Source organism: Mesorhizobium australicum WSM2073, from assembly GCF_000230995.2.
Lineage (GTDB): Bacteria > Pseudomonadota > Alphaproteobacteria > Rhizobiales > Rhizobiaceae > Mesorhizobium > Mesorhizobium australicum.
Genome location: NC_019973.1, coordinates 3660961 through 3687706, shown reverse-complemented (window position 1 = coordinate 3687706; position 26746 = coordinate 3660961). Strand labels below are relative to the sequence as shown.

General features: G+C 63.6%; 20 protein-coding genes. 10 read left to right on the top strand and 10 right to left on the bottom strand.

Features of this window, described 5'->3' with window-relative positions; genetic code table 11:
* Positions 1-71 precede the first annotated feature (71 nt).
* The 9 genes from MESAU_RS17675 to MESAU_RS17635 form a co-directional block, all read right to left on the bottom strand.
* A complete protein-coding gene (locus tag MESAU_RS17675) occupies positions 72-830 on the bottom strand; it encodes an FkbM family methyltransferase (RefSeq protein ID WP_015317408.1) in 759 nt (252 codons plus the stop codon).
* On the bottom strand, positions 827-2056 hold the full coding sequence (locus MESAU_RS17670; RefSeq protein ID WP_015317407.1) for a hypothetical protein: 1230 nt from the start codon (positions 2054-2056) through the stop codon (positions 827-829). The genes MESAU_RS17675 and MESAU_RS17670 overlap by 4 nt, the downstream gene beginning before the upstream one ends.
* Positions 2057-2078: 22 nt before the next feature.
* Positions 2079-3551, bottom strand: a complete 1473-nt coding sequence (locus tag MESAU_RS17665) for an aspartate aminotransferase family protein (RefSeq protein WP_015317406.1) — start codon at positions 3549-3551, stop codon at positions 2079-2081.
* Positions 3552-3611: 60 nt separating this feature from the next.
* Positions 3612-4619: an NAD-dependent epimerase/dehydratase family protein gene (locus MESAU_RS17660; protein WP_015317405.1), complete on the bottom strand. Its 1008-nt coding sequence runs from the start codon at positions 4617-4619 to the stop codon at positions 3612-3614.
* Entirely contained in the window at positions 4616-5050 is a 435-nt protein-coding gene (locus MESAU_RS17655) for an EamA family transporter (RefSeq protein ID WP_015317404.1), read from the bottom strand. Before MESAU_RS17655 ends, MESAU_RS17660 begins: the two co-directional genes overlap by 4 nt.
* A gap of 123 nt (positions 5051-5173) precedes the next feature.
* Positions 5174-6523: an FAD-binding oxidoreductase gene (locus tag MESAU_RS17650; RefSeq protein ID WP_015317403.1), complete on the bottom strand. Its 1350-nt coding sequence runs from the start codon at positions 6521-6523 to the stop codon at positions 5174-5176.
* A gap of 2 nt (positions 6524-6525) precedes the next feature.
* Positions 6526-7959 carry a UbiA family prenyltransferase gene (locus MESAU_RS17645; protein WP_015317402.1) on the bottom strand — a complete coding sequence of 478 codons (1434 nt, stop codon included), beginning with the start codon at positions 7957-7959 and terminating at the stop codon, positions 6526-6528.
* Between the two features lie 224 nt (positions 7960-8183).
* The gene (locus MESAU_RS17640; protein ID WP_015317401.1) at positions 8184-8447 is read right to left on the bottom strand and encodes a hypothetical protein; all 264 of its coding nucleotides are present in this window, start codon (positions 8445-8447) and stop codon (positions 8184-8186) included.
* Between the two features lie 146 nt (positions 8448-8593).
* Positions 8594-11083, bottom strand: coding sequence for a mechanosensitive ion channel family protein (locus tag MESAU_RS17635; protein ID WP_041163428.1), 2490 nt, complete (start codon positions 11081-11083; stop codon positions 8594-8596).
* A gap of 199 nt (positions 11084-11282) precedes the next feature.
* On the opposite strand from MESAU_RS17635, the gene MESAU_RS17630 reads away from it, so the two are divergent.
* The 5 genes from MESAU_RS17630 (at position 11283) to MESAU_RS17610 (ending at position 18036) form a co-directional block, all read left to right on the top strand.
* Positions 11283-12542 carry a sarcosine oxidase subunit beta gene (locus MESAU_RS17630; protein ID WP_015317399.1) on the top strand — a complete coding sequence of 420 codons (1260 nt, stop codon included), beginning with the start codon at positions 11283-11285 and terminating at the stop codon, positions 12540-12542.
* 24 nt (positions 12543-12566) lie between these two features.
* Complete coding sequence (locus tag MESAU_RS17625) at positions 12567-12863, top strand: sarcosine oxidase subunit delta (protein ID WP_015317398.1); 297 nt, start codon at positions 12567-12569, stop codon at positions 12861-12863.
* A complete protein-coding gene (locus MESAU_RS17620) occupies positions 12860-15853 on the top strand; it encodes a sarcosine oxidase subunit alpha (RefSeq protein WP_015317397.1) in 2994 nt (997 codons plus the stop codon). The genes MESAU_RS17625 and MESAU_RS17620 overlap by 4 nt, the downstream gene beginning before the upstream one ends.
* Positions 15846-16433, top strand: coding sequence for a sarcosine oxidase subunit gamma family protein (soxG, locus tag MESAU_RS17615; RefSeq protein ID WP_015317396.1), 588 nt, complete (start codon positions 15846-15848; stop codon positions 16431-16433). The genes MESAU_RS17620 and soxG overlap by 8 nt, the downstream gene beginning before the upstream one ends.
* Before the next feature lie 160 nt (positions 16434-16593).
* The gene (locus MESAU_RS17610; protein WP_015317395.1) at positions 16594-18036 is read left to right on the top strand and encodes an MFS transporter; all 1443 of its coding nucleotides are present in this window, start codon (positions 16594-16596) and stop codon (positions 18034-18036) included.
* Positions 18037-18057: 21 nt separating this feature from the next.
* Here the strand turns inward: MESAU_RS17610 and MESAU_RS17605 are convergent, their stop codons facing one another.
* On the bottom strand, positions 18058-18762 hold the full coding sequence (locus MESAU_RS17605) for a nitroreductase (RefSeq protein WP_041163815.1): 705 nt from the start codon (positions 18760-18762) through the stop codon (positions 18058-18060).
* A 171-nt stretch (positions 18763-18933) separates the two neighbouring features.
* On the opposite strand from MESAU_RS17605, the gene MESAU_RS17600 reads away from it, so the two are divergent.
* The 5 genes from MESAU_RS17600 (at position 18934) to MESAU_RS17580 (ending at position 26592) form a co-directional block, all read left to right on the top strand.
* Positions 18934-19530, top strand: a complete 597-nt coding sequence (locus MESAU_RS17600) for a helix-turn-helix domain-containing protein (protein WP_015317393.1) — start codon at positions 18934-18936, stop codon at positions 19528-19530.
* Positions 19531-19600: 70 nt separating this feature from the next.
* A complete protein-coding gene (locus tag MESAU_RS17595; RefSeq protein WP_015317392.1) occupies positions 19601-22054 on the top strand; it encodes a GcvT family protein in 2454 nt (817 codons plus the stop codon).
* Positions 22051-22956, top strand: coding sequence for a homocysteine S-methyltransferase family protein (locus MESAU_RS17590; RefSeq protein WP_015317391.1), 906 nt, complete (start codon positions 22051-22053; stop codon positions 22954-22956). The genes MESAU_RS17595 and MESAU_RS17590 overlap by 4 nt, the downstream gene beginning before the upstream one ends.
* Positions 22949-24130 (top strand): pyridoxal phosphate-dependent aminotransferase, encoded by a 1182-nt coding sequence (locus MESAU_RS17585; protein WP_015317390.1) that lies wholly within the window; start codon positions 22949-22951, stop codon positions 24128-24130. Before MESAU_RS17590 ends, MESAU_RS17585 begins: the two co-directional genes overlap by 8 nt.
* The gene (locus MESAU_RS17580; protein ID WP_015317389.1) at positions 24127-26592 is read left to right on the top strand and encodes a GcvT family protein; all 2466 of its coding nucleotides are present in this window, start codon (positions 24127-24129) and stop codon (positions 26590-26592) included. Before MESAU_RS17585 ends, MESAU_RS17580 begins: the two co-directional genes overlap by 4 nt.
* Positions 26593-26746: the final 154 nt, after the last annotated feature.

The window sequence follows — 26746 nt, the reverse complement described above, 5'->3', positions numbered from 1 at the left end:
GCTACCGCCTGTTTGCGACACGCCTCGGATGCCGCGCGACCCCTCCCCAAATCAGGAAAAACATCTACCCGTCAGGCGAAAGCCCAGACGTCCTCGGCCTGGAAGCCGACCTGATAGCCCGCCGTCTTCAGCTTGACCACGACCTGTCCGATCTCCGGCGCGGGCAGCGCACCAACCTCGACCTTGATCATGCCGGGACGATAGCGCTTGAGGTCGAGCTGCTCGAACACGATCCAGTCGGCGCCTTCACAATCGACGAGGAAGGCGTCGATATGGGTGATGCCGTTGCGGTCGAGCAATGTCTGCAAGGTCTCCGACGGCACCTCGATGTCTTTCAGATGCGGTGCGAACTTGTTGAAATTGGCGTCGGCCTCGCCCCAGGCATTCTTGCCCGACATCAGGTTGGTGTCGGTCACCGACGAGCAGCCGATGAACTCGATCGGCAGCGTGCCGGCTTCGAGTGCGGCAGCGTCAAAGGTGTGGACCGTGATCGTGCCTTTAGTTCTCGTCACCGCGACGGGTTCTATGACGAAGCGGTCCGTGTCAGGGTAATTGGCGCGCAGCCGTTTCTGGTTGTACGGGATCGGCTCGACCAGCATGGCGCGGGCCTTTGGAATGCGGTGCAGCCAAGGCGTCACGTCATCGAACAGCGCGCCATCGCAGGCGCCGACATTGACCATCTGGAATGGCCGGCCGCTATCACTGAAGCGTGCCTTCAGCGCCGCCTTGGCGAGGAACTTGGTGCCGCGCAGCGACGGCCCGCGATCGAGCAGGCCGGCGGGAAGGCCGAGCGACAGGGCAATGCGCGCCAGGTTGGAAACTGAACTCATGATTTGTCTCCTGGTATGACGTGCAGGGCGGCGCGGTGCTGGCCGGTGACCGCCGCCCACAACGCCATGAAGGGCGGTGCCAGCAGCAGGAATGGCGGGATCAGATGCGGGAAATAGATGCGCGTGTCGTGGATCGGGAAGACGCTGAATTTGGCCAGCGCACCGAGCACCAGCGCAGCAAACAGAATGCCCGCGCGGCGGCCGAGCCTGAAGCCGGCGCGGTCGGCCGCAAACCACCCGGCCAGCGCCAGAACCGAGACCCCGACCCAGCTGTTCAGGTTGATGGCGCGCAGCAGCGAGGCGGCAAACGCCCGGAGATAGGCGATGACGGAAAAAGCCGGCTCGAACCCGTCCATATTGTAGTGCTGCCCGATGCTGGAAAACCACAGATGCGGCCACCAGCCGGGATGATGGGCCCAGTGCGAAATGGCGAAATACGCGGCGAGCGAAGCAGCAAAACCGACCAGCACGCCCCAGGCCTTCTGCCGGTACAGGACCAGCAGCACAGCGAAAACGGCAAGGAAAACTATGTTGTCCGGCCGCACCATGAAGGCGAGGAAGAGCAGGATCGCCGTCGCCACCTCGCGGCCTCGGACATAAGCGAAGAGACCGCCTAGCAACAGCGCCGAGGTAAGCAGGTCCGGTGTCGAAGCGCGCGCGGCGTCGCCGAAATCGGCCATGATCAGCACCGCGCCGACCACCGGTGCCAACGCCAGTGCCTTTTCCGCGCGCAGCCAGAGCAGCGTGATCGCGCCGAACAGCAGGACCGAAAACACCTGCACCAGCCGCATCGCTTCGACTGGCGACATGACGGAACTCAGCGTCGACAGGATTTCGGCATAGAGGAACTTGATCCGGTACATGCCGAGCAACGAATGGAAATCGGCGGCGTTCTGCGCCATGTGGCTGCGGAAGCCGCCGCCATCGTCGGTCAGCGCCTTGTAGTCGGCCGCCGAGACACTCGATTTGACGGTGCTGTAGGCATAGTCATGCAGTGCCTGCGCATCGGGGTAGGTGCTCTCCTCCGACATGGCGAGATAGGGCAGCATGTCCCAGTTGGCGTCGGGCATCACCCAGGCCGTGAACGCCGTCAAAAGCATATAGAGGGCGAAGGCAGCCGCACCGATCGGAGCCGCCAGCCACGCGTAGGTCCCCTCGCCCCACGCCAGACCGGCCTCGGCGAGCCGGTCGAGTGGACTTTGCGGAGCGGGCGACTTGGTCAGCATGTCTTCTCGGCGAACGTTCGTTTCAACGGACTTGGCTTTTGACGAAATCCTTCACGATCGCCACGATGCCGCGCGACAAGAGACTGTCGAAGGCATCGACGAAGCGATCGACATGCTCGCGCTGGCAGATCAGCGGCGGCTCGAGCCGGATGACGTTGCGGTTGTATTCGGTGAAGGCGACGAGCACATCGTAGTCGCGCAGCAGCAGCGCGCCGACGAAACCGGACAGCGAACCCTTCAGCTTCTCGTCGAGCACGCTGACGATGGGGCGCAGCACCATCGGCAAGGTCTGCGAGAAGTCGTGAAACTCCAGCCCGACCATGAAACCCTTGCCGCGCACGTCCTTGATGATCTTCGGGTATTTTTCCCTGAGTGCCTGCAGCCGCTGCAGCAGGTACTCGCCGGTGACGGCGGCGTTGTCGATCAGCCCCTCGTCGTAAAGCACGTTGATGCCCTCGATCGCCGTGGCACACGCCTCGCCCATGCCGCCGAAAGTGGCCATTGCATGGATCATCGCCGTCTTCGGCGTGCCGTAGGCCTTCATGTAGATTTCGCGGCGCGCAATCATCGCGCCGACAGCGGCCTTGCCGGCACCCAGCGATTTGGCCAGTGCCGTCACATCGGGCACGACGCCATGATGCTCGAAGGCATAGAAGCGGCCCGAGCGGCCATAGCCGCACTGCACCTCGTCGGCGACCCACAGCACGCCATACTGGTCGCACAGCGCCCGCAGCTTCTGCCAGTATTCAGTCGGCGCCTGGATGATGCCACCGCCGCCCTGGATGGTTTCCAGCACGATGACGCCGATCTCCGGATCGGAGCGGAACAGGCGCTCGACGGCCTTGATATCGGAAAAGGGAATGCGGACGGTATTGTCGGCCATCCTGAAGTCGGCGCGGTAGAGCTGGCCGTCGGTGATGCCCAGCACACCCTTGGTCTTGCCGTGGAATGAATTCTCGGCATAGACGATTTTCGACCGCTTAGAGCCGGCGGCACGCTCGGCAAGCTTCACCGCCGCCTCCATCGCTTCCGAGCCCGACGAGCCCAAAAACACCATGTCGAGATCGCCAGGCGAACATTTGGCGATGTTGTGCGCCAACGCGGCGGCATATTGCGACATGAACGCGATGGCGATTTCCTGCCGCTTCTCCTCCTGGAATTTCTTGCGCACTTCCAGAATGCGCGGATGATTGTGGCCAAAGGCCAGCGACCCGAAGCCGCCGAAGAAATCGAGGATCTTGCGGCCGTTCTGGTCGATGTAGAACATGCCCTCTGCACGTTCGATCTTGATCTTGTGGAAGCCGAGCAGCTTCATGAAATGCAGCTGGCCGGGGTTGAGATGCGCCTTGAACAGGTCGGTCATCCCCGCGACATCCATCGCCTTGGCCTGCTCGACGCTGATCAGGTCGGGCTTGGCGGTGGTGGCGGGCGACAGTGTCGGCGCGCTGACCAGGGTGCGCGTATTCGTCTGTTCCGGCTTGGCCATGACGGTCATTTCAATCTCCTGTTCGCGCCCGCGGCTGGCGTCGAGCGCAATAAACTGTTCGGCGCGCCCCTATTCGGCGGGGACATGTTTGGTGGCGACGGCGGGCCCGGCCTTCTTGGCGCGGTATTCGCTGTAGGCGGCGATCAGCATGTCCTCGTCGCGGTATTGCGGCACCCAGCCGAGCTGCCGCTCGGCCTTGGACACGTCGAGCACACAGTCCTCGTCGGCGATCAGATATTGCTCCGGATCCATGATCGGCAGGTTGAAGAGGTCGAGCAGGTCGAGCGTCCGCTTGACCGCCCAGCCCGGGGTAGGCAGCAGGATCGACTTCGAGCCGGCATGCCGGATCAGGTCGCCAAGCAATTTCTTCACCGGCGGCGGATTGAGCGACCCGAGATTATAGGCCTCGTTGGGCACACCGGCCTTCCACGCGGCGCGCGCCGCCTCCGCGCAGTCGAACACCGAGATGAACTGATAAGGGTTGCGGCCCGAACCGATCATCGGCACGGGAAAGTTCCAGTCGATCAGCTTGAACAGCTTTTCGAGGATGCCGAGCCGACCGGGGCCGATGATCAGGCGCGGGCGAAACAGCGAAATCGACATGCCGCGCTTGCGCCATTCGCCGGCCAGTTCCTCGGTCTTCTGCTTCGACCAGCCATATTCGCCGAGCGGCGCGACCGGGTGCTCCTCGGTCATCGGCTGGGTGACGGTGTGACCATAGATCATGTCGGTCGTATAGTGGACGAGCCTGCGGACACCAGCCTTGTCCATGGCCTGCAGGATGTGCTCGGTGCCGTGGAAATTGACCGGAAAGAAGAAGTCGTGCCGCTTCGCCCGCACCTGGATCGGTGACAGCATCTTGGCCGACAAATTGTAGACCATGTCGTCGGCCTTCAGCCCGACCGCGGCAACCGAGCCTTGGTCGGTAACGTCGCACTTGATGAAGCGGACGGTGCGGTAATGCGCAAGGTCGCTCCTGACGATGTCGGCGACGACAACCTCTTCACCGTCGGCCACAAGCTTCGGCGCCAGGTGACGGCCAACAAAGCCGTCACCCCCGAAAATCACATGTCTCATCGAACGATCTCGTTTGCTTGTATCTTGTCGGGCGTGATGGAAGCGCTCTGGTCTTCATGCCCTCGCCCACTTTGCGCGATCAGCACCGTACCGACGCAGATGCAGGCAATGCCGGCGATGCGCCAGCCATTCAGGTCTTCTCGGAAGACGAAATAGGCGAAGATCGCGACCGCGACATAAGCCAGGCTCAGAAACGGATAGGCGAAGGAAAGCTCGACCTTGGAAAGCACGTAAAGGTGCGAGGCCATCGAAATGACGAAGGTGCACAGGCCAAGGAAGACCCAGGGGCTGAAGACGATCTGCAACAGCTTGATCAGCGGATTGGTGCCCTCGAATGAAATCGGTCCGAGCGACATCATGCCTTGCTTAAGCATCAGCTGCGCAGCAGCATTTGTCATGACCGTAAACAAGATGAAGACGATATATTTCATGTAGCCCCGCAACCCTTTGATATTAGGTAATACAAATCTGAAAAGATTTCGTGAACCCACAAGACATTTTTGGGTAAATCTGGATGTTAAACGTTCGTAAACCACGATTCATTCAAAGTTTACCTATTCGGCTGCCTCTGCATCGCGCCGCCGCGGGTCGACAATCCCGGCCGTGCGCGCCCAGAAGTCGGACATGAAGGCGGGATCGCGCAGCGCCTCCAGCCTCGGCCACTCCGGAAACGAAGCGACGAAGGTTGCAGCACTCATGCGCGCATCCTTGTAAGGATTGACCGCCCCCCCGGCCGCGATCGTCATGCGGTCGAGTTCGCCGAGCAGGGCAAGCGTCGCCGCTCCCCTGTTGGGGAAGTCCAGCGTCAGCGTGTAACCCGTACGAGGGAACGACAGCAGCGCCGGCGAGCGGATCGAACCGAAGCGCTTCAAGACGGTGAGGAACGACCCCTGCCCTGCCTGCCTGGCCGCCGTGAGCAGTGCCGGCACGATTGTGCGCGCGGCCTCTTCCGGGACCACGCTCTGATGCTGGAACAGCCCCTTCGGTCCATAGAGCCTGTTCCAGTCGCGCACACCGTCGAGCGGGAAGAAGAAGCCCTGGTATTCGACCTTGCGCGGCGCCTTGGCCTGCCCCTTTTTCCACCTGTAGGCGGCGTTGAAAGCAGTCAGGAACGGCCGGCTGAGCACGTTGAAAGGCGGCTGGAGCGGAACGGAGAATTTCGCGCTCGCAGGCGCGGCCGCGTGCGAACCGTGCTCGGCGTGGTTGCCGGTAAACAGCAGCCCCCGTCCGCTGTTGCGGCCACCGGCGAGCTGGTCGATCCAGGCGACGGCATATTCATTGGCCTGGTCCGCCGCTTCGGCAAGGTCGAAATATTCGCGGAGGTCGCGAAACCGCGTCGTCTCTTCCACGATATCGAGCGACGGAATCCGCATCAGCCGGATCGAAGCCGACAGGATCAGGCCGGTGAGCCCCATGCCACCGATGGTCGCCCGAAACAGGCGCGGATTGTCGGTCGCAGAGCAGCGATAGCTGTGTCCATCCGACCGAAGGAGCGTGAAACTTTCCACATGGCAACCGAACGTACCGCGCCGGTGATGGTTCTTGCCATGGACATCGTTGGCAATGGCGCCGCCGAGCGTGACGAATTGTGTGCCGGGCACCACCGCCGGGAAGAAGCCGTGAGGCGCGGCATGTGCAATGACATCCGCGAGCAGCACCCCGGCATCCGCTTCGAGCAGACCGCTCTCGGCGTTGAAGCCGCGAATGCGGTTCAGGGGCCGCATGTCGATGACGGTGCCGAGCTGGTTCTGGCAGGAATCGCCGTAGGATCGGCCGTTGCCATAGGCAAGCAGCGACGCTTGCCTGGCCTGGCCGCCCTTCAGCAGCGCAATGGCGTCATCGGCGAGCATCGCCCTTGCCGCTGGCGGCGTGGCAAGGCCAAAGCTCTGGAAGCGTTCCGCCATGCCTACCAGCCCCCGATGACCAGCAGCACCGCGCCGATCGCCACCACGATCTGGCTGCGCCAGTCGCGAATGATGAAGACGACCGGGTCATCGTGCATTTCGTCGCGGCGCGCCAGGATCCAGACACGCATGGTGAGATAAAGCACGATCGGCGCCAGCGGCCAGATCAGCCAGGGATGCGGATAGAGTTCGCGCACCGCGACGCTGTCCATGTAGAGCGCCAGCACCAGCGCCGAGGAGAACGCCGAAGCCATGCCGGCCTGGGCGACAATCTCCTGGTCTTCGGTGCGATAGCCGCGGCCGGCAATGCGTTCGCCGGGCGGAATGGCTGTGGTGCGCAATTCGACAAAGCGCTTCACCAGTGCCAGCGACAGGAAGAAGAAGATCGAGAAGGCGAGCAGCCAGAACGAGACGTCGACGCCCGTGGCGGCCGCGCCGGCCAGCACACGAATGGTGTAGAGGCCGGCAAGCGTCAGCACGTCGACCAGAAGCATGCGCTTGAACGACAGCGAATAGGCCGTGGTAACGACCATGTAGCCGCCGAGCACAGCCAGGAATTCAAGCGACAGGAACAGCCCGGTGCCGATGCCGATCGCCAGCAGCACCGCGATTGCGCCAAGGCCGAACGGAATAGACAGCGCACCGCTGGCGAACGGCCTGTTGCGCTTGGTCAGATGCTTGCGATCGAGCGCAAGGTCGAAGAAATCATTGAGGATATAGATCGCCGACGCCACCGCGCTGAACGAGATGAACGCCAGCAGGCATTCCCAGATCATGTTGGAATTGAAATATTCGTGCGACAGCATCATCGGCACGGCGATCAGCGAATTCTTCAGCCACTGATGGACGCGCAGCATCTTGACGATGGTCCGCACCGTCGGCTTGGGCGCCGGCATCGTTTCGGCGCCATGCGCCGCCTGCCAGCGCGCGGCATGACGGTCCGGGGCCACTACGATCGCGCTGCGTGCCGCGTCGAACACCTGGAGGTCATGGCGGCTGTTGCCGGCATAGTCGAAACCGGCATCGCCATAGGCCGCAAGGAGGGAGGCTCGCTTCTTTCCCGAAGTGAGATTGTCGAGACCCTCGGTGGCCAGTACCCGGTCGAAAATGCCGAGATGGACAGCAATGGCGTCGGCGAACTTGCGCGGCGTGCCGGTGGCCAGCACGAGTTTGCGGCCTTCGGCGTGCTCGGTGCGGAGCCGGTCGAGCAGGGGCGCCCGATAGGGCAGCGTGGCGGGGTCGATGTCGATGCGTTGGGCGATCGCCTGCTTCAGCCGCGCCGGTCCGCCGGCCGCCCAGAAAGGCACCAGGAAGACATAGAACGGGTTCTTCTTGAGGAGGATGAACAATCCTTCCCACAAAAGGTCCGTCGCGATCAGCGTGCCGTCGAGATCGACCGCAAGCGGTATTGCGTTCCTGTCCGACCGCGCGTCCATGCCCGTCCTGCCCTGCCAGCGTCTGATCCGGAAACCGGAACCCGTTGAGCGCCGTGTTTCGGCGTCTTGATGCTGGTATAGCGGGGGATCGCCTAGCGAACATTAAAACGTACGGTTGCAAAGGGCTGCCGCCGCGGTATTTCCATCGTCATTGTTAAACAACAGCTACCGGAAACAATAAAAGGCCGAGCAAACGCCCGGCCTTTCCAATCATCACACCGAGATTACTTGATGCGGGCGACGCCGCCTGAAATCTCGACGGTTTCCGAACCGGTCAGGGCTTCAAGGTCGCCATTAGGCAAGGTGACAAAACAGCCGCTCTGGCAGAACTCGACGGTTTCACCGCCGGCCAGCGCAAGCTCGGTCTTGCTGCCGCCCTCGGTCACGACCAGCGTGCGCGTCTCGGCGTCCTTGTTGACCGCGCTGGCGGCATGGGCCGAGCCGCTCACGGCGAGCAAGGCCACGGCAGCGACGAGAGACTTCCACATTTGCAATATCGGTGTTCCCACCGCCTCTGTTGCATTTCCACAAGGCATTCTCGCCTTTGCATGGGAGCTTATATGAGATGGAAGCTGAACCGCAACTGAATGCCGCATTCATGCCGCAATTGGCATGCCGACATGCAATCTCCAATCTAATCCGGATCTGGCTTGCGTGTCTTGCGGCTTGATTTGGCCTGACGCTTTGCGTCTGCCTCGGCTTGCGCCTTGGCCTCTTCCCGTTCGGCGAAATCGGCCTCGATCTTGTCGTCGTCGGTCGGCCATGCCACGTGCTTCTTGGCCTCGACAACCGCGCGCGGCGTGGACGGGATTTCGATGTGCTGGTCGTCGAATCTTTCCAGCACGGTGAAGCGGACGTCGTTCTGCACGATGTTGCCGTTCATCACATCGGCCAGGAACACGCGGATCTCGAATTCGAGCGCGGCGGGTCCAAAATTGGAAAACAAGACGAAAGGCTCGGGGTTCTTCAGCACCAGCGGATGGCTGCGCGCGATATCCAGCAGTACCGCGTGGACCTGCTTGACGTCGCTGCCATAGGCGACGCCCACCTTGATGTCGATGCGGCCGAGCTTGTTGCGGTGCGTCCAGTTGCCGACGGCGTTGTTGATCAGGTTCGAATTGGGCAGGATCACCGACTGCCGCTGGAACGTCTCGATCTCCGTGGCACGCACGCTGATCTTCTTGACCGTGCCGCTGACCTCGCCGGCCACGATCCAGTCGCCGACCTTGAACGGCCGCTCGGCCAGAAGGATCAGGCCGGAGACGAAATTCGACACCACATTCTGCAGGCCAAAGCCGATACCGAGGGAAAGCGCACCCGCGACCAGCGCCAGGCTGGAAAGATCGATGCCGGCCGCAGAGATGCCGACCAGCGCGGCGAGCGCAACGCCGGCATAGCCGACCGCCAGCCGGATCGAGTTGCGCACACCGGTGTCGACCTTGCCGCGCGCCATGACCGAGCCGTCGAGCCAGCCCTGGAACCAGCGCGTCAGGAAATAGCCGATGACGAAGACGACGATGCCCGACAGGATGCCGGTGACCGAAATGGTCACCGAACCGATATTGATTCCGGTTGCGAGCTTGTACGCCCACGCCTCGATATCGCCGAGCTGGAAGCCCCACATCAAAAGGATCAACGGCAGAAACACCAGCACGATCATCACGTTGATGGCGATGCTGACGACAAGGCCGAGCTGGTCGAGTGCGGTATCTTCATAGCTGGAATTGGCCGACAGCCAACGCCCGACCGAGGTGTTGGCGAAAGCGCCCTCCTCGCCGATCGCCTGCGCCGACAGGAAGCCGATATAGGCCGTTATCAGCGCGGTGCCGGTGACCACAACCTGCAGCGAGACGAACAGGGCAAGGCCGATATAACCGAGCAGCGCCGCTATGATGGTGAAAAGCCCCAGCCCGAGCGAGGTGTAGCGCAGCCAGGCCGGCCACGGGCGCCAGCTTCCGTCACGCGCCCTGAACGGCCTCAGCATCGCCATCAGGATCAGGATGACGCCGACGATGATGGTGGCCACGAAACTGCGCGCGATGGTCAGCGACAGCGGCGACCCCATCTTGTCGTTGACGACCGACAGGAAGGTGTTGAAGCTGATGACCACGGCCATGGCGGTGGTCAGGCGGACCAGCCAGCGCGCCGGCCCGGTTTCGACGGGGATGAGCCGCCAGTTGGGCAAACGCGGCTCGAGTGCCGCGTTGGTCAGCCGATTGACACAGAACACCACGCCGATGACGGTGGCCAACGCATTGAGGAAGAGGCCGATATCGCCGCGCAACACGTTGTAATAATTGAAAAAGAAGATCGTCGAGCCGAGAAAGGCGGCGACCGCCAGCGTCGGCAGCAAGGTCGACCAGAAGGCCACCGACAGGCGGCTGAGATAGGATGGGTCCTCATTGGTCGGATCGGCCTCGAACACCCGTCCGAACAGGCGCCTCCCGCCGACCAGCAGCACCAGCGCCAGGCCGAGCGCCACGAAGGTCGCCGCCAGGATAGCCTGGAACTTGAACTTGATGGCGAAGCTCAGCCAGGACGACACCGCCTTGTAGAAATTGCCGAACTCGTCGCGCGCATCGGAAAACACCTGCGGGCTCAACGCGTCCGAGAGCACGTAGCGCTTGGTGAGGAGATTGCGGAACAGCGCGCTGCGCATGTTGCCGATCTTGTCGATCAGCCCGCTGATGCGGATCGACAAGGATTGAGCTTGCGCGATGACCGCGTTGATCTCGGCCTTTTCGGACGTCAGCCCCTCGCGTTCGGCGCTGACGATGTCGGGCTCAGCCGGTTGGCCGGCGGCGGGCGGCGGCCCGAGCTGTTCGAGCCTGCTGTTGATTTCGCCCAGGCGTGTGCGAAACGCCAGCGCGCTGGTCAGCGATTGCCGTGACAATTCCTCGAGTTGCAGGCGGATGTCGACGAGGTTGCTGTCGTCCTCGCCATCCTGCTGTATCTGCTTCTCGAAATTGTCGGCCTTGGTCGTCAGGCCCTGGATGATCTTCTGCTGGTCGGCGACCAGTCCGGCGGGCGCCTGGCTAACGCCTTGCGCCGCCGCCTCGAACGACAGCGGCGCCGAAACGACAAGCGCCAGGACCAGGATGAGGCGAAGCAATCGAAAAAACATGATGGATTGGCGACTCGCGGACGGCAAAGGCATTCAAAAAGCCTGTCCTTGATAAAGACGGCCATATCATGGGGCAAGTCACCGCGACGGTCGCGCTCATCAAGCGTCGGCCAGTCGAAAGGCGATGGCGCAATATTGGCTTTGTATCAGCCTCCTGCGTCTATAGTCTGCCGCATCACCCGCAACGGACATCATACACATGGCAGAGTACTCGGCCCTTTCGCTGCTCGCGAACGCGCTCAAGGGAAACAAGGACTGGAAGCCGGCCTGGCGCAAGCCGGATCCGAAGGCATCCTACGACGTCATCATCATCGGCGGCGGCGGGCATGGACTGGCGACCGCCTACTATCTAGCCAAGGAACACGGCATCACCAATGTCGCGGTGCTGGAGAAAGGCTGGCTGGGCTCCGGCAATGTCGGCCGCAACACCACGGCCGTTCGTTCGAATTACCTGCTGCCCGCCAACACCCGCTTCTACGAACATTCGATGAAGCTGTGGGAAAACCTGTCGCACGAGCTCAATTACAACGTCATGTTCTCGCAGCGCGGCTGCCTGAACCTGGCGCACACGCCGGCTCAGTTCGACGACTACTCTAGACGCGGCAACGCGATGCGCCATCTCGGCGTCGATGCGGAATTGATGACACCTGCCGAGATCAAGCGCTTGATCCCGGCGCTCGACATCTCCGACGGTGCACGCTTTCCCGTGGTCGGCGGCCTGATGCAGCGGCGGGCCGGCACCGCCCGGCACGACGCCGTCGCGTGGGGCTATGCGCGCGGCGCCGACCGGCGCGGCGTCGACATCATCGAGAATTGCGAGGTCACCGGCTTCCTGCGCGACGGCGACCGGGTTACCGGCGTTGCCACCTCGCGCGGCGATATCAGGGCCAAGAAGGTCGCGGTCGCGGTGGCTGGCAGCACCGGACGGGTCATGCAACTGGCCGGCGTCGAGACGATGCCAATCGAAAGCCATGTGCTGCAGGCCTTCGTGACCGAATCGCTGAAACCCTTCATCGACACGGTCGTGACCTTCGGCATGGGCCATTTCTACATGTCGCAGTCCGACAAGGGCGGCCTTGTCTATGGCGGCGACATCGACGGCTACAACAGCTACGCCCAGCGCGGCAACCTGCCCATCGTCGACGAGGTGATGAGCGAGATGCTGGCCCTTTTCCCGGGCCTTGCACGTGTGCGCATGCTGCGCTCCTGGGGCGGCGTCTGCGACATGTCGATGGACGGCTCGCCGATCATCACCATGGGCCCCCTGCCCGGCATGTATCTCAATTGCGGCTGGTGCTATGGCGGCTTCAAGGCGACGCCCGCTTCCGGCTGGTGCTTTGCCTGGACCATCGCCAAGGATCAGCCTCACGATTTCAACGCCCCCTTCACGCTGGACCGCTTTCATCGCGGGCTGGTGATCGACGACAAGGGCCAGGGTGCAAACCCGAGGCTCCACTAGACAAGGCTTCATTAGGAACATTCCGTGCTGATCACTTGCCCCTATTGCGGCCCGCGCGATGTCATTGAGTTCACCTATCAGGGTGACGGCAACCGCGAACGTCCCGACCCCGCCTCGCAGAATTTCGAGGCCTGGAATGCCTATGTCTACGACCGGCTGAACCCGGCCGGCGACCACAACGAGATCTGGCAGCATTCCGGCGGCTGCCGGGCTCACCTGAGGGTGGTGCGCAACACGCTGACGCATGAGATTTCCAGTGTCGCCTTCGCGCGCGGCGATCACAGCTCGGCCGCGCGCCGCAAGGCGGAGGACAAGCCATGAGCCCGCGCCGCACCGACACCGGCGGCCGCATAGACCGGCTGAAGACGATCCGCTTCACCTTCGACGGCGTTGCCTATGCCGGGCATGGCGGCGACACGCTGGCGTCCGCGCTGCTGGCCAATGGCGTCACCTTGTTCGGGCGTTCTTTCAAATACCATCGGCCGCGCGGCCTGCTGAGCGCGGGCGTCGAGGAGCCCAACGCGCTGGTCACGGTGCTGAAGGGCGAAGTGCGCGAACCCAACATTCCGGCAACCATGGTCGAGATCCATGACGGGCTGGTCGCCGTCAGCCAGAACCGTTTCCCCTCGCTTGCCTTCGACATCCATGCCGTCAACCAGCTCGGCGGAAAACTGCTGTCGGCCGGGTTTTACTACAAGACCTTCATGGGACCGGTTGTCGGCCCGCTGAAAGGCACGCGCTTCTGGATGTTCTGCGAGCATTTCATCCGCCGCGCCGCCGGCCTCGGCAGCGCCGGATCGGCAAAGGACCCGGCCCGCTACGAGCGCATGAACGCTTTTTGCGACGTGCTTGTGGTCGGCTCCGGACCGGCCGGCCTGATGGCCGCCAAGGCAGCCGCCGACCAGGGCGCCCGCGTCATCCTGGCCGATCTCGAGCCGCGTTTCGGCGGATCGGCCAACTGGTCCGGTGAAACCATCGATGGCGCACCCGCCGCTGATTGGGTGCGGCGCACCGTGGCCCAGCTTGAGGCGCGAGACAATGTCCGGCTTCTGCCGCGCACCACTGTCTGGGGCTACTACGACAACAATACGCTTGCCGCGCTCGAGCGGGTCAGCGACCACAAGGCGCAGCCCGCCAAGGGGGAGCCGCGCCATCGCTACTGGGCGATCCGCGCCGGATCCGTCGTGCTGGCCACCGGCGCCTTCGAAAGGCCGCTGGTGTTTCCCGGCAATGACCGGCCCGGCGTGATGTTGGCGCATGCGGCGGAGCGCTACGCCAACGAATTCGGCGTGCTGCCGGGCCAACGGGTCGTGCTGTTCACCAACAATGACAGCGCCTACCGCTCGGCGCTGGCGCTGAAGCAGGCCGGTGCGGCGGTCGTTGCCATCATCGACGTGCGCCCGCAACCATCCGCCGAGGTGAGCGCCCTGGCCGGCGAAGCCGAGGCGGAACTGCTTTCCGGCCATGCGGTGGTCGCCACGGAAGGCGGCAAAGCCTTGTCCGGCCTCAAGGTTCAGCGCTTCGACATGGTCGCGGGTACGCTGAGCGGTGATGCGCGCAGCATCCATGCCGATTGCCTGCTGATGTCCGGCGGCTGGTCGCCGACCATCCATCTGGCCAGCCAGGCCGGCGCCAAGGCTGAATGGAACGCGGCCCGGCAGGCCTTCCTGCCGCCCAAGCCGACGCAAGGCTGGATCGGCGCCGGCGCGTTCACCGGCAGCTTTTCGACGGGAGAGGCAATCGCCGAGGGGCGCGCCGCAGGCCTTGCCGCGAGTGGCGGCACCGCCACGCCGGCGGCGCTGCCCACTGTCGAGGCAGCTCCCGGAGATCCAGATCCCGCGCCTGTGTTCGAAATCAAGGGCAGCGGCAAGAGCTTCGTCGACTTCCAGCACGACGTCACGGCGGAAGATGTCCGCCTGGCGCATCGCGAAGGCTTCGTCTCTGTCGAGCACCTGAAGCGCTACACCACACTCGGCATGGCCACCGACCAGGGCAAGAGCTCCAACGTTCCCGGCCTCGCCATCATGGCGGAAGCGCTCGGCAAACCGATCCCGGAAGTCGGCACCACCCGTTTCCGGCCACCTTTCGCGCCGGTGTCGATCGGCTCGCTGGCAGCGGAGCGCTTCGGCGATCTCAAGCCCGAGCGGCTGACCCCGATGCATGACTGGCATGTCGACAATGGCGCGACCATGTACTCCGCCGGCCTCTGGTACCGGCCGATGATCTACGGGCTTTCGGGCGAAACCGTCGAACAGGCCTATGTGCGCGAAGCCAAGGCGACGCGCGAAAGCGCGGGCATCGTCGATGTCTCGACGCTGGGCAAGATCGCGGTACAGGGTCCCGACGCCGCGGCATTCCTCGACCGTGTCTACACCAACATGTTTTCGACGCTCGCCGTCGGCAAGGCGCGCTACGGGCTGATGCTGCGCGAGGACGGCTTTGCCTTCGACGACGGCACCACATGGCGCCTGGGCGAACAGGATTTCCTGATGACCACCACCACGGCCAATGCTGGCAAGGTGATGCAGCATCTGGAATATTTCCTCGACGTGATCTGGCCGGAACTCAAGGTCCACGTCACCTCGGTGACCGACGAATGGGCGGGAGCCGCCATCGGCGGCCCGAAAGCGCGGCAGATTTTGGCAGCCTGCGTCACCGGCACTGCCGTGGACAACGCCACCTTGCCCTTCATGGGCATCGTGCACGGAGAGATCGCAGGCGTTCCGGTGATGATTTGCCGGCTTTCCTTCTCCGGCGAAATGGCCTTCGAAGTCTATTCCGGCGCCGGCCATGGCACCCATGTCTGGGAAGCACTGGTCGAGGCCGGTAAGCCGTTCGGGCTGGTTACCTACGGCCTCGAGGCGCTGGGCACGATGCGCATCGAGAAAGGCCATGTCACCGGCGCCGAGATTGATGGCCGCACCACGGCGCGCGACCTGCATCTCGACTGGATGCTGTCGAAGAAGAAGCCGTTCATCGGCTCCGCGATGATGGATCGGGAAGGTCTCGTCGCGTCCGAGCGGCTGGAACTGGTCGGCCTGATCGCGCTCGACAACCGGCCGCTCAATGGCGGCGCGCACATTGTCGAGGACGTCGACGAAGCCAATCCGCACGGCTCGATCGGGCACATCACCGCCTGCTGCTATTCGCCGGCGCTCGGCAAGCATATCGCGCTGGCGCTGGTCAAGGGCGGCAAGGCCAGGCACGGCACGCGTGCGCATGTCTCCGATCCCTTGCGCAACCGCTTCGGGCCCGTGGAGATCGTCTCCAACCACTTCTACGATCCGGAAGGGACCCGCATGCATGGCTGAGCGTCAATCGCCCCTCGAGCCGGAGTTCCATGTCGGCTCGCACGGCAATTTCGAACATGGCGTCGAGATCCTGCTCACCGAAACCAGGCCGGGCTCGATCGTGCAACTCGCGGCATGGCCAGGCGAGGAGAAGAAACTGATGGAGGCCATCCGCACCGTCACCGGGCTTGCTCTGCCCGATGGCGCAGGCGGCGGCTCGAGCGACGGCGTGAAAGCGGTATTCGGCTTCGCGCCGGGAAAATTCACGGTGACCGATGAAGCCGAAGGACTGGCCCTGGCATTGACCAAGGCGGTGACGCCGGCCATCGGCACGGTGACGGACCTGTCGCATGGCCGCACCGCGATCCGCATTGCCGGGCCGAAAGCCGAATGGGTGCTGTCGAAATTCTTCGCCATCGACTTCGGCCTGCTTGCCTTTCCGGTCGGCGCCGGCCGCTCGACAACGCATCACGATGTCTTCGCCCAGATCCAGCGCACCGGCACCGACCAGTTCGACATCTATGTCTTTCGCTCCTTCGCGCGCTCGTTCTGGAAGGCGCTCTGCCACGCCAGCGAGGAAGTCGGTTACGAGGTGCAGTAGGCATGCGGTCTTAGAGCCGCGGCCTCTGGCCTCAATGCCGGCTGGTTCTGCCGCTAGAGAATCCTGCCGAAGGCGCCCAAGGTGGAAAACGTGGTCGTCCAACCGGCCCGAGGGGTGAAAATCCCGGTTTAGAGTCGGCATATTTGGTTCGAACATCCCCATGACCGCTGAACTATCCACCGGCGCTACCGATCGCGCCGATGTGCCGGCCAGAGCCGTGCTCCTGCTGCCGCTGACGGTCGCCTGCGGCGTGTTCATGACCAGCCTCGACCAGAATGTCGTGGTGACGGCGCTGCCGGGCATCAGCGAAAGCCTTGGCCGTCCGCCAAGCCAGCTCGGCCTGCTGATCACCGTCTACGTCGCCAGCCTGATCATCTCGATGCCGCTCGGCGGCTGGGCGGCCGACCGTTTCGGCCTGCGCAACGTCTATTGCTTTGCCTTGCTGGTGTTTGCCGCTTCTTCGGCCATGTGCGGGCTCTCGAACGACCTCTGGATGCTGGTTAGCGCCCGCGCGCTGCAGGGCTTCGGCGGCGCGCTGATGGGAACGCTCGGCCAGGTCGTCATCCTGTCGACCTTCCCGCGCAGCCGGACCTTGAAGATCAACATGTACATCTCGCTGGCCGGCCAGTCCGGACCGCTGGTCGGTCCGCTCGTCGGCGGCGCGCTGACCACCTACATCTCCTGGCGCTGGATCTTCTTCATCAACGTGCCGTTCGCGCTCGCGGCCGCAATCCTTGCCGCCTCTCTGTTCCCGACAATGACCAAGCCGGTGCGCACGCGGTTCGATTTTCCAGGCTTTTTGCTGGTCGGCAGCGGCATGGTCCTGCTGGTCTTTGGCATGGACTCGCTGGCGGCGAAGGACGCCGCCGGCGGCATGATCGCGGTCGAGCTTGCGCTGGCGCTCATCATCCTGACGACCGCCTCCTTCTACTGCCTTCGCGTGCGCAATCCGCTGCTCGATCTCAAGCTCCTGCGCATCCGCACCTTCCGCATCTCGTTTCTTACCGGCGGCGGCCTTGACACGATCGGTCTCAGCTCCGTCGTCTTCCTGCTGCCGCTGATGTTCCAGCTCGGCTTCGGCATGAGCGCGGTGCAGGCGGGATCGCTGACCTTCGTGGCGGCGGTCGGTTCGGTGGGTATGCGTATCTTCATGCCACGCCTCCTCAACCGTTTCGGTTTTCGCCGCGTGCTGGTCTTCAACACGCCCGTCGTTGCAGCCATGGTCGCGGGCTTCGCCTTGGTGCAGGCAACGACCCCGGTCTGGATCACGCTCACCTATATCTTCGTCTTCGGCGTCTTCCGCTCGGTGCAATGGGCCTCAACCGGCAACCTCGCCTATTCCGACATCGCGCCCGAACAGCTAGCCCGCTTCAGCGCGCTCTATTATATCCTGTGGCAACTGGCGGTCGCCATCAGCGTCGGGCTGGCGGCTGCGATGCTGTCGTTTCTCGCCGGCGGCGGGCCGGCCGTTGCCAGCGACTTCCGGATCCTGTTCGTGATCGAAGGCGTCATCACGCTCTGCGCGCTATCCGCCTATCTCAAGCTGACGCCGCAGGACGGCGCCCATGTCAGTGGCCACGGCGCGCACATGAATACGGAATAGCGGCCAGCGCCGGACGGGAGCCTATTCGCTGAACGTCACCCATTCCTCGAGCGGCTCACGTTCTGTGCGGAAGGCGTTCTCGGGCTTGGAAGTGTCTTCATAGCCGAGCGCCATGCCGCAGACGACGATCTCCTCGTCGGGAATGCCGAGCACCGGCCGGATCTGCCGGTGATAGGGCGCGAAGGCCGCTTGCGGACAGGTATGCAGACCCCTGCCCCGCGCCGCGACCATGATGTTTTGCAGGAACATGCCGTAATCGATCCACGAACCCTGGTTGAGCCGGCGGTCGATGGTGAAGATCATGCCGACCGGAGCGTCGAAAAAAACGAAGTTGCGGTCGTGCTGGGCGCGCATCTTGTCGACTTCCCTACGGCCTATGCCGAGCGCGCCATAGAGGCCGAACCCGTTGGCCCGGCGGCGGGTGAGATAAGGCTCGAAGAACTGGGTGGGATAATAGCGATATTCGTCCCAGTCGGCTTTTTCCGCGCGGATGCCGGAATTCATGATGGCATCCGTGATCCGCTGCTTGCTCCCGCCCTTGGTAACGTAGACGCGCCACGGCTGCATGTTGGTGCCGGAAGGAGCGCGCGCCGCAACAGTCAGTATGTCACGGATCGTCTCGTCGTCGATCATGTCGGGCAGAAATGCGCGCACCGAACGGCGCGACATGATCGCATCGTCGACGATTTCGGCGTCAACCGCGATTCGAGCCTTCTTTTCCAGCATGGGCCGTCCCTTAGCCGTGTTCTCGATCGGACGTCCCCACTCGCCGCTCGCGGCGGAGGCTTTGCATGAACCGTCAAAATCCTGCAAGCAAATCTTGAGCATTGGTGAAAATCTACTTGATTTTTTCATGAGCTTCATTTCTCATGAAATTCGCCTGAAAATTTTCATGAAGTGAGCGATTTGGCCTCCCCTACCGCACGAACATTGCAGGGACCTGGCGAACGAGTGCTGGCCGGCGACATCAGGGCGTTGCGCCGGGTGCGCGGGCTTACGCTGGCCGAGATCGCGCTGAAGCTGGGCCGTTCGGTCGGCTGGGTCAGCCAGGTCGAGCGCGGTCTGTCGACGCCGTCGCTCAGCGATCTCAGGGCCTTCGCCGAGTTGTTCGGCGTGCCGATCAGCCTCTTCTTCAGCCATGACGTGCCCGTGGAAAGCGAGCGCGGCGTCGTGGTACGCGCCGGCAAGCGCCGCACGCTTGGCACCAGCGAATCCGGCCTCGTGGAGGAGCTTCTGTCACCGGACCTCGGTGGTACCTTCGAAATGGTGCGGTCTGTCTTCGCGCCGGGCGCGGAGTTGAAGAACGAGGCCCGCCGGCCGACCGAGGAGGCCGGATACATCGCGTCCGGGCAGTTCGACATCGAGATTGCGGGCGTCTGGCACCGGCTTGGCGAAGGCGACTCCTTCCGCTTCGAAGGCAAGCCTTACCGCTGGCGCAATCCAGGCAGCGAACCGGCGGTTGTCATCTGGGTGGTGTCGCCACCGGTCTATTGATGCATGTCGCCGACGACATGCATCCATAAAGCAAAAGAAGCGCGGCGCGCTTGAAGATTGGGAGAAGAACATGGCGGGTTTGCCGAGCACGGCGCGCGTGGTGATCATCGGAGGTGGCGTTGTCGGCACCTCGTCGCTCTATCACCTGGCCAAGGCCGGCTGGACCGACTGCGTGCTCCTGGAAAAGAACGAGCTGACCTCCGGCTCGACCTGGCATGCGGCCGGCAATGTGCCCACCTTCTCCTCCTCCTGGTCGCTGATGAACATGCAGCGCTATTCGACCGAGCTCTATCGCGGCTTGGCCGACGCCGTCGACTATCCCATGAACTACCATGTCACCGGCTCGCTCAGGCTCGCCCACACAAAGGAACGCATCCAGGAATTCCAGCGCGCCAAGGGCATGGGCCGTTACCAAGGCATGGACATAGACGTGATCGGGCTCGACGAGATCAAGCGCCGCTACCCCTTCCTCGAAACGCATGAGTTGAAGGGCGCGCTGTACGATCCGAGCGACGGCGACATCGACCCGGCACAGCTGACGCAGGCGCTGGCCAAGGGCGCGCGCGACATGGGTGCGAAAATCATCCGGTTCTGCCCCGTGACAGGCGTGCGCCGCGAAAAGGACGAGTGGGTGGTCGAGACACCGCAAGGCGAGATCCGCTGCGAGATCGTCGTCAATGCAGCCGGCTACCGTGCCGCCGAAGTCGGCAGGATGTTCGGCCGCGAAGTGCCGATGATGGTGATGAGCCACCAGTACATTTTGTTCGAGGAAATCCCCGAACTCGCCGCCTGGTCGAAGGAACAGGGCAAGAAGCTGCCGCTGCTGCGCGACGTCGATACTTCCTATTATCTGCGCCAGGAAAAGGCGGGCATGAATCTCGGCCCCTATGAGCGCAATTGCCGCGCGCATTGGGCCACCCACAACGACCCCATGCCGGACGACTTTTCCTTCCAGCTCTTCCCCGACGACCTCGACCGGCTGGAACATTATCTGGCCGACGCCGTCGCCCGTGTGCCGATCCTCGGCACCGCCGGCCTCTCCAAGGTCATCAACGGCCCGATCCCTTATGCGCCGGATGGCAATCCGCTGATCGGGCCGATGCCCGGCGTTCCCAACGCCTTCGAGGCTTGCGTCTTCACTTTCGGCATCGCCCAGGGTGGCGGTGCCGGCAAGGTGCTGGCCGAATGGGTGACGCAAGGCCAGACCGAATGGGACATGTGGTCGTGCGATCCGCGCCGCTTCACCTCCTTTGCTTCCGCGCCGGACTATTGCGTGGCCAAGGGTATGGAGATCTATGGCAACGAATACGCCATCCAGTTCCCGCGCCATGCCTGGCCGGAAGGACGTGACAGGAAACTGTCGCCGATCCACGATCGCATCAAGGCGCTGGGTGCCCGTTTCGACGCCTACAATGGCTGGGAACGCGCCACCTGGTACGCGCGGGACGGCGACGACGTCTCCGAGGAAGCCACGCTGACCTTCCGCCGCGACGGGCCTTGGCAGCAGCGCGTGCGCGAAGAGTGCCTGGCTGTCCGCGACGCTGCCGGCATCCTCGACCTGCCCGGCTTCTCGCGCTTCAATCTCGAAGGCCCTGGTGCCGCCGAATGGCTGAGCCGGCAGGTGACCGGCCTGGTGCCGAAGCCCGGCCGCATCGGCCTCGTCTATTTCTCCGATGACAAGGGCCGCATCGTCACCGAAATGTCGGTGGTGCGCCATGGCGAGGAGTCCATGACGCTGATCACCGCGGCGGTGGCACAGTGGCATGACTTCGAATGGCTGAAATCGCACATGCCCGGGGATGCGGCGTTCAAGCTGATCGACCGGACGGAAGAATTCTCCACGCAGATCCTGGCCGGTCCCAACTCGCGAAAAATCCTTGCCGACGTCTGTGACGCCGACCTGACCTTGCCTTGGCTGACGCATCAGGAAACCAGGATTGCCGGGCGCTGGGCCAGGCTGGTCCGCGTCTCCTTCGCCGGCGAGCTCGGCTGGGAGATCCACACCAGGGTCGACGACACTGCCGCGATCTTCGATACGATCTGCGCTGCCGGGCAGAATCATGGGCTGAAGCCGTTTGGCATGTACGCACTGGATTCGCTGCGGCTCGAAAAAGGCTACCGCACCTGGAAGGGCGATCTGTCGACCGACTATTCGATCCTGCAGGGCGGTCTGGAGCGCTTCGTCAAATGGGAAAAGCCCGATTTCCGCGGCAAGGCGGCCCTCCAGAACGAAAAACAGCAAGGCGTGAAGAAACGCTTCGTCACGCTGGTGGTCGAAGATCCCGGCGATTGCGACGCGCCTTACATGTCGACCCTTTGGCATGACGGCCAGATCGTCGGCGAGACGACGTCGGGGGGCTGGGGCCATCGCGTCGACAAGTCGATCGCGCTCGGCATGCTGCGCGCCGACCTGACCGAACCCGGCACATCGGTTGAGGTCGAGATCTTCGGCGACCGCTTCAAGGCGATCGTGCAACAGGACGAGCCCTTGTGGGATCCCAGGAACGAAAGACTGCGCGCATGAAGAACGTTATCCTCACCGATGGCGGCATGGGCCAGGAGCTGGTGCGGCGCAGCCAGTCCGAGCCGACGCCGCTGTGGTCGGCCAGGGTGCTGATCGACGAACCGGACCTTGTGCGCGGCCTGCATGCCGAATTCATCAACGCCGGCGCCCGCGTCATCACCATTAACACCTATTCGGCGACGCCCGAACGCCTGGCGCGCGAAGGTGCGGAAGACCTGTTCAAGCCATTGCAGAAGCGTGGCATCGAGCTCGCCAGGCAAGCGCGCGACGAGGCCGGCGATGCGGCGATCGCCGGCTGTCTGTCGCCGCTCTTCGGCAGCTACGCGCCGGCGCTGACGATCTCCTACCAGGAGACGCTCGACATCTACCGCCGCATCGTCGCCGAGCAGGTGGACGGTGTCGACCTGTTCCTTTGCGAGACCATGGCGTCGTCGGAGGAAGCGCGCGCGGCGGTCACCGCCGCATCGGAAAGCGGCAAGCCTGTCTGGGTGTCATGGACGCTGGCCGATCACGGCACGCCGCGCTTGCGCAGCGGCGAGACTATTGCGTCGGCGGCCGATGCGCTCGGAAATCTGCCGGTGGCGGCGCGGCTGCTCAACTGCTGCCGCCCCGAGGCGATTGCGGCGGCCTTGCCTGAACTGATCGAGCTTGGCGGCCTGGTCGGTGCCTATGCCAATGGCTTCACTTCCACCGAAGCGCTCAAGCATGGCGGCACGGTGGATGTACTGCATGCCCGCCACGACCTCGGTCCGGATGCCTACGCCGACCAGGCTGTCGGCTGGGTGGAAGCGGGTGCGGACATCGTCGGCGGTTGCTGCGAGGTCGGTCCTGCCCATATCGCCGCCTTGCGCGACCGGCTGCAACAGGACGGCTACGCGATCACGGGAGTCTCACATGCCTAAACCATCATCGCGCATCACCGGCATTGTTCCATCGGGCAAGGACGGCTGGGAAGTTCATTTCGCCGCCTGGGCCCGCAAGGAAGCCGGCGAGGACATTATCATGCTGTCGGTCGGCGACCACGATTTCGACACGCCGTCGGAGACGATCGAAGCCTGCGTTGCGGCGGTTCGCGGCAGCAACCATCACTACACGCCGCTGCCCGGCCTGCCGCGCCTGCGCAAGGCGATGGCGGCGGCCTCCAGCGCCTGCACCGGTGTCGAGACGACGCCGGAAGAGGTCATCGCCACGCCGGGCGGCCAGGCCGCACTTTACGCGGCCGTGCAGGCCGTTCTCGACCCGGGCGACCACGCCATCGTGGTTGCCCCCTACTATGCCACCTATCCCAACACCTTCAGCGCCGCCGGTGCCAGCTTCACCGTCGTCGAGACACCGGCCGAGGATGGGTTCCAACCGCGCGCGGACATGATCCGTGCCGCACTCAAGCCCAACACGCGCGCCATACTGATCAACACGCCGAACAACCCGACGGGTGCCGTCTATTCGCGCGAGCGGCTGGAACAGCTGGCCGAAATCTGCCGCGAGCACGATCTCTGGCTGCTGTCCGATGAGGTCTACTGGACGCTGGGCGGCGGCGAGCATGTCTCGCCGCGCTCGCTGCCCGGCATGGCCGAGCGCACGCTGGTGATCAATTCGATGTCCAAGAGCCACGGCATGACCGGCTGGCGCATGGGCTGGCTGACCGGGCCGGAAAAAATGATCACGCTGCTGATCAATCTCAATTTGGTGACGACCTACGGCCTGCCGGCCTTCATCTCCATCGCTTGCGCCGAGGCGCTGGAGCAGCACTATGGCGTCAAGGACATCGCCGAACGCTACGCGGCGCGCCGCACCGTCCTGCTCGATGCGGTGCGCGGCATGAACGATGTCACCGTGCGCGGTTCCGAAGGCGGCATGTATGTCATGCTCGACATATCTGATGTCGAACCCGACGACGAGAAATTCGCCTTCGCCTTCCTCGACAAGGAGAAGGTCGGCGTCATGCCGGGCTCGAGTTTCGGCGAAGCCGCGGCCGGCCATATCAGAATCAGCCTGTGCCAGCCCGAACCCGTGCTCAGGGAAGCAGCCGCCCGGCTGCGCCGTTTCGTTTCCAGCTACCGTCGTGAGGCCGCATGACCGCCAGGAGCCTTCCCACGAAAGCCATCCCCACCAAGGCAAGGGCCGTCATCATCGGTGGCGGCGTCTCCGGCTGCTCGGTGGCCTACCACCTGGCCAAGCTTGGCTGGACCGACATCGTGCTTCTGGAGCGCAAGCAACTGACCTCGGGCACGACATGGCACGCCGCAGGGCTGATCGGACAGTTGCGCGGCTCGCAGAACATGACCCGGCTGGCGAAATATTCGGCCGATCTCTACGTCAAGCTGGAAGCCGAGACCGAGGTCGGCACCGGCATGCGCCAGGTCGGCTCGATCACCGTGGCGCTGACCGAAGAGCGCAAGCACGAGATCTACCGGCAGGCGTCGCTCGCCCGCGCCTTCGACGTCGACGTGCGCGAGATTTCTCCCAATGAGGTCAAGGAGATGTACCCGCATCTCAATGTCTCCGACGTGGTCGGCGCCGTGCATCTGCCGCTCGACGGCCAGTGCGACCCGGCCAACATCGCCATGGCGCTGGCCAAGGGTGCGCGCCAACGTGGCGCCACCATCGCGGAGAATGTGAAGGTCACCAAGGTCCATACGAAAAATGGCCGCGTCTCCGGCGTGTCCTGGGCGCAAGGCGAAGGCCAGGGCTCGATCGAGACCGATATCGTTATCAACTGCGCCGGCATGTGGGCGCGCGATCTCGGCGCCCAGAACGGCGTGAACATCCCGTTGCACGCCTGCGAGCACTTTTATCTGGTCACCGAGCCGATCCCCGGCCTTGGCCGCCTGCCAGTGCTGCGCGTGCCGGACGAGTGCGCCTACTACAAGGAAGACGCCGGCAAGATGATGCTCGGTGCCTTCGAGCCGGTGGCCAAGCCATGGGGCATGGACGGCATCCGCGAGGATTTCTGCTTCGACCAGTTGCCGGAGGACATGGACCATTTCGAACCGATCCTCGAAATGGGCGTTAGCCGCATGCCGATGCTGGCGACCGCCGGCATCCACACTTTCTTCAACGGCCCTGAAAGTTTTACCCCTGATGACCGCTACTATCTCGGCGAGGCGCCGGAGTTGCGCGGCTACTGGATGGCGACCGGCTACAATTCGATCGGCATCGTCTCCTCGGGCGGCGCCGGCATGGCGCTGGCGCAGTGGATCAACGATGGTGAAGCCCCGTTCGACCTGTGGGAAGTCGACATCCGCCGCACCCAGCCGTTCCAGAAGAACCGCCGCTATCTCAAGGAACGCGTCTCCGAAACGCTCGGCCTGCTTTATGCCGACCATTTCCCCTATCGCCAGATGGCAACCTCGCGTGGTGTGCGCCGCTCGCCCCTGCACGAGCATCTGAAGGCGCGCGGCGCCGTGTTCGGCGAAGTCGCCGGCTGGGAGCGTGCCAACTGGTTCGCCCGCGAAGGCCAGGAGCGCGAATATCGCTATTCCTGGAAGCGGCAGAACTGGTTTGATAACCAGCGCGAGGAGCATCTGGCGGTCCGCGGCAACGTCGGCCTGTTCGACATGACGTCGTTCGGCAAGATCCGCGTCGAGGGCCGCGACGCCTGCACCTTCCTGCAAAGACTCTGCGCCAACGACATGGACGTGGCGCCGGGCAAGATCGTCTACACGCAAATGCTCAACCAGCGCGGCGGCATAGAGAGCGACCTCACCGTGTCGCGGCTTTCGGATACGGCCTATTTCCTCGTCGTGCCGGGCGCCACGCTGCAGCGCGACCTCGCCTGGCTGCACCGGCATGTCGGCGACCAGTTCGTCATCATCACGGACGTAACCGCCGCTGAAAGCGTGCTCTGCGTGATGGGCCCGGATGCGCGAAAACTGATCCAGAAGGTCAGCCCCAACGACTTCTCCAACGAGAACAATCCGTTCGGCACGTTCCAGGAGATCGAAATCGGCATGGGCCTCGCCCGGGCGCACCGCGTCACCTATGTCGGAGAGCTCGGCTGGGAGCTTTACATCTCGACCGAACAGGCCGCCCATGTCTTCGAGGCCATCGATGAGGCCGGTGCCGATGTCGGGCTAAAGCTCTGTGGACTGCACACGCTCGATTCCTGCCGCATAGAAAAGGCTTTCCGCCATTTCGGACACGACATCACCGATGAGGACAATGTGCTGGAGGCGGGCCTCGGCTTCGCGGTGAAGACGGCCAAGGGCGATTTCATCGGCCGCGATGCCGTGCTGAAGAAGAAGGAGGCCGGATTGGACCGCCGCCTGGTCCAGTTCCGCCTCAAGGACCCGCAGCCTCTGCTCTTCCACAACGAAGCGATCCTGCGCGATGGCAAGATCATCGGTCCGATCACTTCGGGCAATTACGGCCACCATCTCGGCGGAGCGATCGGGCTGGGCTATGTGCCGTGCCAAGGGCAGAGCGAGGCGGATGTGCTCGCCTCGACTTATGAAATCGAGATCGCCGGCGAACGGTTTGCGGCTGAGGCATCGCTGAAACCGATGTACGATCCGAAATCGGAACGGACGAAGATGTAGCGCCGCTTTTTCCTTCTCCCCGTTCACGGGGAGAAGGTGGCCCGAAGGGTCGGATGAGGGGCGGCGCGAACGTCTCAAACTGAGGCAAACGCTGGCACCGCCCCTCATCTGCCTGCCGGCATCTTCTCTCCGTGAACGGGGAGAAGGACGCTAA

Excerpts from the sequence above, each read along its gene's own strand:
- MESAU_RS17675 (WP_015317408.1), bottom strand. The coding sequence starts at position 830 with ATGAGTTCAGTTTCCAACCTGGCGCGCATTGCCCTGTCGCTCGGCCTT.
- MESAU_RS17635 (WP_041163428.1), bottom strand. The coding sequence starts at position 11,083 with ATGTTTTTTCGATTGCTTCGCCTCATCCTGGTCCTGGCGCTTGTCGTT.
- MESAU_RS17670 (WP_015317407.1), bottom strand. The coding sequence starts at position 2,056 with ATGCTGACCAAGTCGCCCGCTCCGCAAAGTCCACTCGACCGGCTCGCC.
- MESAU_RS17610 (WP_015317395.1), top strand. The coding sequence starts at position 16,594 with ATGACCGCTGAACTATCCACCGGCGCTACCGATCGCGCCGATGTGCCG.
- soxG (WP_015317396.1), top strand. The coding sequence starts at position 15,846 with ATGGCTGAGCGTCAATCGCCCCTCGAGCCGGAGTTCCATGTCGGCTCG.
- MESAU_RS17640 (WP_015317401.1), bottom strand. The coding sequence starts at position 8,447 with ATGTGGAAGTCTCTCGTCGCTGCCGTGGCCTTGCTCGCCGTGAGCGGC.
- MESAU_RS17655 (WP_015317404.1), bottom strand. The coding sequence starts at position 5,050 with ATGAAATATATCGTCTTCATCTTGTTTACGGTCATGACAAATGCTGCT.
- MESAU_RS17585 (WP_015317390.1), top strand. The coding sequence starts at position 22,949 with ATGCCTAAACCATCATCGCGCATCACCGGCATTGTTCCATCGGGCAAG.
- MESAU_RS17580 (WP_015317389.1), top strand. The coding sequence starts at position 24,127 with ATGACCGCCAGGAGCCTTCCCACGAAAGCCATCCCCACCAAGGCAAGG.
- MESAU_RS17590 (WP_015317391.1), top strand. The coding sequence starts at position 22,051 with ATGAAGAACGTTATCCTCACCGATGGCGGCATGGGCCAGGAGCTGGTG.
- MESAU_RS17645 (WP_015317402.1), bottom strand. The coding sequence starts at position 7,959 with ATGGACGCGCGGTCGGACAGGAACGCAATACCGCTTGCGGTCGATCTC.
- MESAU_RS17620 (WP_015317397.1), top strand. The coding sequence starts at position 12,860 with ATGAGCCCGCGCCGCACCGACACCGGCGGCCGCATAGACCGGCTGAAG.
- MESAU_RS17605 (WP_041163815.1), bottom strand. The coding sequence starts at position 18,762 with ATGCTGGAAAAGAAGGCTCGAATCGCGGTTGACGCCGAAATCGTCGAC.
- MESAU_RS17665 (WP_015317406.1), bottom strand. The coding sequence starts at position 3,551 with ATGACCGTCATGGCCAAGCCGGAACAGACGAATACGCGCACCCTGGTC.
- MESAU_RS17595 (WP_015317392.1), top strand. The coding sequence starts at position 19,601 with ATGGCGGGTTTGCCGAGCACGGCGCGCGTGGTGATCATCGGAGGTGGC.
- MESAU_RS17630 (WP_015317399.1), top strand. The coding sequence starts at position 11,283 with ATGGCAGAGTACTCGGCCCTTTCGCTGCTCGCGAACGCGCTCAAGGGA.
- MESAU_RS17660 (WP_015317405.1), bottom strand. The coding sequence starts at position 4,619 with ATGAGACATGTGATTTTCGGGGGTGACGGCTTTGTTGGCCGTCACCTG.
- MESAU_RS17650 (WP_015317403.1), bottom strand. The coding sequence starts at position 6,523 with ATGGCGGAACGCTTCCAGAGCTTTGGCCTTGCCACGCCGCCAGCGGCA.